Genomic DNA, 6,976 nt, shown 5'->3' with positions numbered 1-6,976 from the left:
GGTCCTCAACTGGTGGTTTTACCTGCGCCGCGGCGCCGAGATCAAAAACCCCTGAACGATATGACCCACCCCCGAAGCGCCTTCGGCGCCTCCCCCTCAAGGGGGCGCACCCAGCGGCCCGGCAAAGCCGGTTCCGCGGGTGCCCCTGAACAGATGCATGAACGACGGAGCCAATCATGAGCCATTTTCTTGATCGACTGAGCCACTTTTCCAACCCCCGGGAGTCCTTCTCCGGGACGCACGGCGTCACCACCGCCGAAGACCGGACCTGGGAAGACGCCTACCGCAACCGCTGGGCGCATGACAAGATCGTGCGCAGCACCCATGGTGTGAACTGCACCGGATCGTGTTCGTGGAAGATTTATGTCAAGGGCGGCATCGTCACCTGGGAAACCCAGCAGACCGACTACCCGCGCACGCGCTGGGACATGCCCAACCATGAGCCGCGCGGCTGCTCGCGCGGTGCCAGCTACAGCTGGTACCTGTACAGCGCCAACCGCGTCAAATACCCGATGGTGCGCGCACGCCTGCTCAAGCACTGGCGCGAGGCGCGCCTGACGCTCCCGCCAGTGGAGGCCTGGGCGGCGGTGGTGCGTGACGACGCCAAGCGGCGCGACTACCAGAGCGTGCGCGGCCTTGGCGGTTTTGTGCGTTCCAGCTGGGACGAGGTCAACGAGATCATTGCGGCTTCCAACGTGCACACGATCAAGAAGCACGGCGCTGACCGCATCATTGGTTTCTCGCCGATCCCTGCGATGTCCATGGTCAGTTACGCCGCCGGCTCGCGCTACCTGTCGCTGATAGGCGGCGTGTGCATGAGTTTTTACGACTGGTATTGCGACCTGCCTCCATCCAGCCCGCAGGTCTGGGGTGAACAGACCGACGTGCCGGAGTCGGCCGACTGGTACAACTCGGGCTTCATCATTGCCTGGGGTTCCAACGTGCCGCAGACGCGCACCCCCGACGCGCACTTCTTTACCGAAGTCCGTTACAAGGGTACGAAAACCGTGGCGATCACGCCGGACTATTCCGAGGTCGCTAAACTCTCCGACCTGTGGCTGCACCCCAAACAGGGCACCGATGCTGCAGTTGCCATGGCCATGGGCCACGTGATTCTGAAGGACTTCTACTTCGGTGGCAATGGCAAACCGCGTTCGGCCTACTTCGACCACTACGCGCGCCGCTACACCGACCTGCCCATGCTGGTGATGCTGAAAGAGCACCAGATGGAAACCGGTGAAACCGTCATGGTGCCAGACCGCTATGTACGCGCATCCGACTTCAACGGCAAGCTGGGCCAGGCGAACAACCCCGAGTGGAAAACCGTGGCCTTCGACGCGCAGGGCAAGGTTGTGCTGCCACACGGCGCCATCGGTTTTCGCTGGGGCCCCGATGGCCGTGCCGACGCCGGGCAATGGAACCTGGAATCCAAAGAAGCGCGCCAGGGCGACGAGGTCACGCTCAAGCTGTCGGTGATGGAGGGTGATGCCCCCAGTGCTGACAGCGCCAAGGTCGGCTTTCCATACTTCGGCGGTATCCCCCACGAACACTTCGCCAACAACGAGCAGAGCGATGTACTGGTGCGCACCGTGCCGGTACAGCGCATTTCGCTCGGCAAAGCAGGCGAGGAGCGCTCCGCCCTGGTTGCAACGGTGTTTGACCTGCAGGTCGCGCAATACGGCATTCCCCGCGGTTTACCCGGTGAATTGGCCGCCGCCGACTTTGACGACAACAGCCCTTACACCCCCGCGTGGCAGGAGCAGATCACCGGTGTGCCGCGTGCCCAGATCATCGCTGTCGCACACCAGTTTGCCGACAATGCCGACAAGACCGAAGGCCGGTCCATGGTCATCATCGGTGCCGGCATGAACCACTGGTACCACAGCGACATGAACTACCGCAGCGTCATCAACATGCTGATGATGTGCGGCTGCATCGGCAAGAGCGGCGGCGGCTGGGCGCATTACGTGGGCCAGGAAAAACTGAGGCCGCAGACGGGTTGGACGCCACTGGCCTTCGCGCTCGACTGGATCCGCCCACCCCGGCAGATGAACTCCACCAGTTTCTTCTATGCGCACACCGACCAGTGGCGCTACGAAAAGCTCGGCGTGGACGAGGTGCTGTCTCCACTCGCCGACAAAAAACTCTACGGCGGCAGCATGATCGACTACAACGTGCGGGCTGAGCGCATGGGCTGGTTGCCGAGCGCACCGCAGTTGCAGACCCACCCCATGCAGGTGGTCAGAGACGCGCAGGCCGCGGGCCTGGATGCGAAAGACTATGTCGTCAAGTCCCTCAAGGATGGCTCGCTCAAGATGAGCTGCGAAGACCCGGACCATCCAGACAACTGGCCGCGCAACATGTTTGTCTGGCGCTCCAACATCATCGGCTCGTCGGGCAAGGGTCACGAGTACTTCCTCAAGCATCTGCTCGGAACAGACAACGGCGTGCAGGGCAAAGACCTGGGCTCTGAAGACGGCAAGCCTGAAGAAGTGGTCTGGCACGACAAGGCGCCTGAAGGCAAGCTGGATCTCCTGGTCACGCTCGACTTCCGCATGAGTACGACCTGCTTGTACTCCGACATCGTGCTGCCCACCGCGACCTGGTACGAAAAAAACGACCTCAACACCAGCGACATGCACCCGTTCATTCATCCGCTGTCTACTGCGGTGGATCCGGTGTGGCAATCGAAAAGCGACTGGGAAATCTACAAGGGCTTTGCGAAGAAATTCAGCGAGTTGTGCGAGGGCCATCTTGGTGTCGAGAAGGAAATGGTGCTGACCCCGGTGATGCACGATACCCCGGGTGAGCTGGCCCAGCCTTTTGAAGTGAAGGACTGGAAGCGTGGCGAGTGTGAGCTGGTGCCCGGCAAGACGGCGCCCCAGATGCAGGTGGTCGAACGCGACTACCCCAACGTCTACAAACGTTTCACGGCCGTCGGCCCTTTGCTGAACAAGATAGGCAATGGTGGCAAGGGCATTGCCTGGAACACCGAAACCGAAGTGCGGCAACTCGGCGAACTCAACGGCCTGGTGACTGAGCCTGGCGTGACCCAAGGCATGCCGCGCATCAACAGCGACATTGATGCCTGCGAAATGGTGTTGCAACTCGCGCCTGAAACCAACGGCCATGTGGCGGTGAAGGCCTGGCAGGCGCTGGGCAAGCAGACTGGTCGCGAGCACGCGCATCTGGCGCTGCATCGCGAAGACGAGAAGATCCGCTTCCGCGACATCCAGGCGCAGCCGCGCAAGATCATCAGCTCGCCAACCTGGAGCGGCATCGAATCGGAAACCGTGTCGTACAACGCCGGCTACACCAATGTGCACGAACTGATCCCATGGCGCACCCTCACGGGCCGCCAGCAGTTCTACCAGGACCACCCGTGGATGCTGGCTTTCGGCGAGGGCCTGGCCAGCTACCGGCCGCCGGTGAACCTGAAGGCGACCGCCGGTGTGCACGGTATCCGTACCAACGGCAACACCGAGATACTGCTGAACTTCATCACGCCGCACCAGAAGTGGGGCATCCACTCAACGTACACAGACAACCTGTTGATGCTCACGCTGAGCCGCGGCGGGCCGATCATCTGGCTCAGTGAGGATGATGCCAAGCTCATCGGCGTGGAAGACAACGACTGGATCGAGGCCTACAACGTCAATGGCGCGATTGCCGCGCGGGCTGTCGTCAGCCAGCGCGTCAAGCCGGGCATGGTGATGATGTACCACGCGCAGGAAAAAATCGTCAACACCCCGGGTTCGGAGATCACCGGCCAGCGCGGCGGCATCCACAACTCGGTGACGCGCATCGTGCTCAAGCCGACCCACATGATCGGCGGTTACGCGCAGCTCTCCTACGGCTTCAACTACTACGGAACCATAGGCACCAACCGCGATGAATTCGTCGTGGTGCGCAAGATGGACAAGGTGGACTGGCTGGACACGCCACGCGATGACGAACGTGCGTTCGCCGTGCAACAAATGGGAGAAGCAGCATGAAGGTACGCGCACAAATCGGCATGGTGCTGAACCTGGACAAGTGCATTGGCTGCCACACCTGTTCGGTCACCTGCAAAAACGTATGGACCAGCCGGCCCGGCATGGAATACGCCTGGTTCAACAACGTCGAGACCAAGCCCGGCATCGGTTACCCCAAAGAGTGGGAAAACCAGGACAAATGGAATGGCGGCTGGGTGCGCAAGGCGGACGGTTCCATCGAGCCGCGCCAGGGCGGCAAGTGGAAGCTGCTGATGCGCATCTTCTCCAACCCCAACATGCCACAGATCGACGACTATTACGAACCTTTCACCTTCGATTACGACCATCTGCAGGCAGCGCCGGAAATGAAGGCCACGCCGACGGCGCGGCCGCGCAGCCTGATCACAGGCAAGCGCATGGAAAAGATTGAATGGGGTCCGAACTGGGAAGAGATTCTCGGTGGCGAGTTTTCCAAGCGCAGCAAGGACGCCAACCTGGCGAACTTCGACCAGGTCCAAAAAGATATGGTCGGCCAGTTCGAAAACACCTTCATGATGTATTTGCCGCGCCTGTGCGAGCATTGCCTGAACCCAGCCTGCGTGGCGTCCTGCCCTTCGGGCTCGATCTACAAGCGTGAGGAAGACGGCATTGTGCTGATCGACCAGGATAAATGCCGGGGCTGGCGCATGTGTGTTTCGGGCTGCCCGTACAAGAAAATCTATTACAACTGGAAGAGCGGCAAGGCCGAAAAATGCACCTTCTGCTACCCGCGCATCGAAGCCGGCCAGCCGACCGTCTGCAGCGAAACCTGCGTGGGCCGCATCCGTTACCTCGGTGTGGTGCTGTATGACGCCGACCGCATCCAGGAAGCGGCCAGCGTGGAAGACGACAAAGACCTGTACCAGGCCCAGCTCGACATCTTCCTGGACCCGAACGATCCGAAGGTGATTGAACAGGCACGCAAGGACGGCATTCCCGAAGCCTGGCTGGAGGGTGCGCGCCGCAGCCCGGTCTACAAGATGGCTGTGGAGTGGAAGGTGGCGCTGCCGTTGCACCCCGAGTACCGCACCTTGCCCATGGTCTGGTACGTGCCGCCACTGTCGCCCATCACCTCGGCGGCCAATGCCGGCCAGATCGGCATCAATGGCGAGCTGCCCGACATCGCGCAGATGCGTATTCCCGTGCAGTACCTGGCCAACCTGCTGACCGCGGGTGACACAGCACCGGTCATCCGTTCACTGCAACGCATGCTGGCGATGCGGTCCTACCAGCGCAGCAAGCACGTGGACCAGGTGCAAAACCTGGCGGTGCTGGAGCAGGCCGGTCTGACCGTGGCCGAGGTCGAGGAGATGTACCACATCATGGCGATTGCCAACTACGAAGACCGCTTCGTGATCCCGAGCACCCACCGCGAATATGCCGAGAACGCATTCGACATGCGCGGCGGCTGCGGCTTTACCTTCGGCAATGGTTGCTCCGACGGCGCCAGCGACGTCAGCCTGTTTGGCGGCAACAAGAAACGCACTATTCCCATCAAGGTGGAGGTCTGAACCATGGCACTTTTCAACAACACCCCTGCTGTGGCTTCGAAGAGCCTGCGCGTGCTGGCCCGGCTGCTTGCTTATCCCGACGCCGAACTGCGCAGCCATCTGGGCGCGCTGCGCGAGGCGCTGCACGAAGAGCGCGCGCTGGAGCCACAGCGTCTGGCCGAGCTGGATGCACTGGTCGAAGCGCTTGCGCTTGCGCCGGCGCTTGAGACCGAGGCGGCTTATGTTGAGTTGTTCGACCGGGGCCGCGCCACATCGCTGCACCTGTTTGAGCATGTGCACGGCGACTCGCGTGATCGCGGACCGGCCATGATTGACCTGGCGCAGACCTACGAGAAAGCCGGCATGTACCTGGCCGAAGGTGAGATGCCGGATTTTCTTCCGGTGGTGCTCGAATTCACCTCGACCCAGCCGCCGCGCGAGGCGCGCGCGTTTCTGGCCGAGATGGCGCATATCTTCAACGCGATTTTCGCGGCGCTGCAGCAGCGCGAAAGCGGCTATGCCTCCGTGCTGGGTGCCTTGCTGGAGTTGGCCGGAGAGAAGGCCCAGCCGGTGCAGATCGCGGCTGAAGAGCTTATCGACACGGTTTGGGAAGAGCCGGTCGTCTTTGACGGCTGCTCGTCCAAAGGCCAGGCCAGGCCGGATCAGCCGCAGCCGATTCACATCGTGCCGCATGTGCGCAAGGCACGCCCCAACCAAGGAGCACAAGCATGAGCCCCGGACTTCACGGATTTCTTTTTGGTGTCTACCCCTACATCTGCCTGACCGTTTTCCTGCTCGGCAGTCTGATCCGCTTCGACCGCGACCAGTACACCTGGAAAAGCGACTCCTCGCAGTTGCTGCGCACCGGCCTGCTGCGCTGGGGCAGCAACCTGTTCCATGTGGGCATCCTGTTCCTGTTCTTCGGTCATCTGGTCGGCCTGCTGACGCCGCACGCGGTGTATGGCGCTTTCATGGACGCCGCGACCAAGCAGCGCATGGCAATCTACGCGGGTGGCACTGCCGGCTTCATCTGTTTCATCGGCCTGTCGATGCTGATTTACCGCCGCATGTTCGATGAGCGCATCCGCTACACCAGCCACAAGACCGATCTGGCGATCTTGCTGATTTTGTGGACACAGCTGGTGGTGGGCCTGATCACCTTGCCCTATTCGTGGGGACACGCCGACGGCAGCGTGATGCTGATCCTGGCCGAATGGGCGCAGCGCATTCTGACCCTGCGCGAGGTGGATTCTGCAGCGCTGGCCGTGCTGCCCTGGCCCTACCGCTTCCACATTGTTTTCGGGATGACCATCTTCCTGCTGTTCCCCTTCAGCCGCCTGGTTCATGTGTGGAGTGGCTTCGGATCCGTCGCCTACCTCTTCCGTCCCTACCAGCTCGTGCGCAGCCGCCGCCTGGGTGTCCCCGGGGCCGAGTCGAGCCGCAACCGTTAACACCGAGAACTGGATCACCACC

Annotated in this window: 4 protein-coding genes; all 4 read left to right on the top strand. The window is 61.7% G+C overall.

Annotated elements, in window-relative coordinates:
* The first annotated feature begins 176 nt into the window (after positions 1–176).
* The 4 genes from ABI546_RS07065 to narI are packed head-to-tail and all read left to right on the top strand — an operon-like array spanning position 177 to position 6,954.
* Positions 177–3,995, top strand: a complete 3,819-nt coding sequence (locus tag ABI546_RS07065) for a nitrate reductase subunit alpha (protein ID WP_348045460.1) — start codon at positions 177–179, stop codon at positions 3,993–3,995.
* Complete coding sequence (narH, locus tag ABI546_RS07060; RefSeq protein ID WP_348045458.1) at positions 3,992–5,524, top strand: nitrate reductase subunit beta; 1,533 nt, start codon at positions 3,992–3,994, stop codon at positions 5,522–5,524. The genes ABI546_RS07065 and narH overlap by 4 nt, the downstream gene beginning before the upstream one ends.
* A 3-nt stretch (positions 5,525–5,527) precedes the next feature.
* On the top strand, positions 5,528–6,235 hold the full coding sequence (narJ, locus tag ABI546_RS07055) for a nitrate reductase molybdenum cofactor assembly chaperone (protein WP_348045456.1): 708 nt from the start codon (positions 5,528–5,530) through the stop codon (positions 6,233–6,235).
* Positions 6,232–6,954, top strand: a complete 723-nt coding sequence (gene narI / locus ABI546_RS07050; RefSeq protein ID WP_348045454.1) for a respiratory nitrate reductase subunit gamma — start codon at positions 6,232–6,234, stop codon at positions 6,952–6,954. The genes narJ and narI overlap by 4 nt, the downstream gene beginning before the upstream one ends.
* Positions 6,955–6,976 lie beyond the last annotated feature (22 nt).

This window comes from Polaromonas sp. (assembly GCF_039932935.1).
Classification (GTDB): Bacteria; Pseudomonadota; Gammaproteobacteria; order Burkholderiales; family Burkholderiaceae_C; genus Polaromonas.
This window is presented reverse-complemented; position numbering and strand designations above follow the sequence as displayed.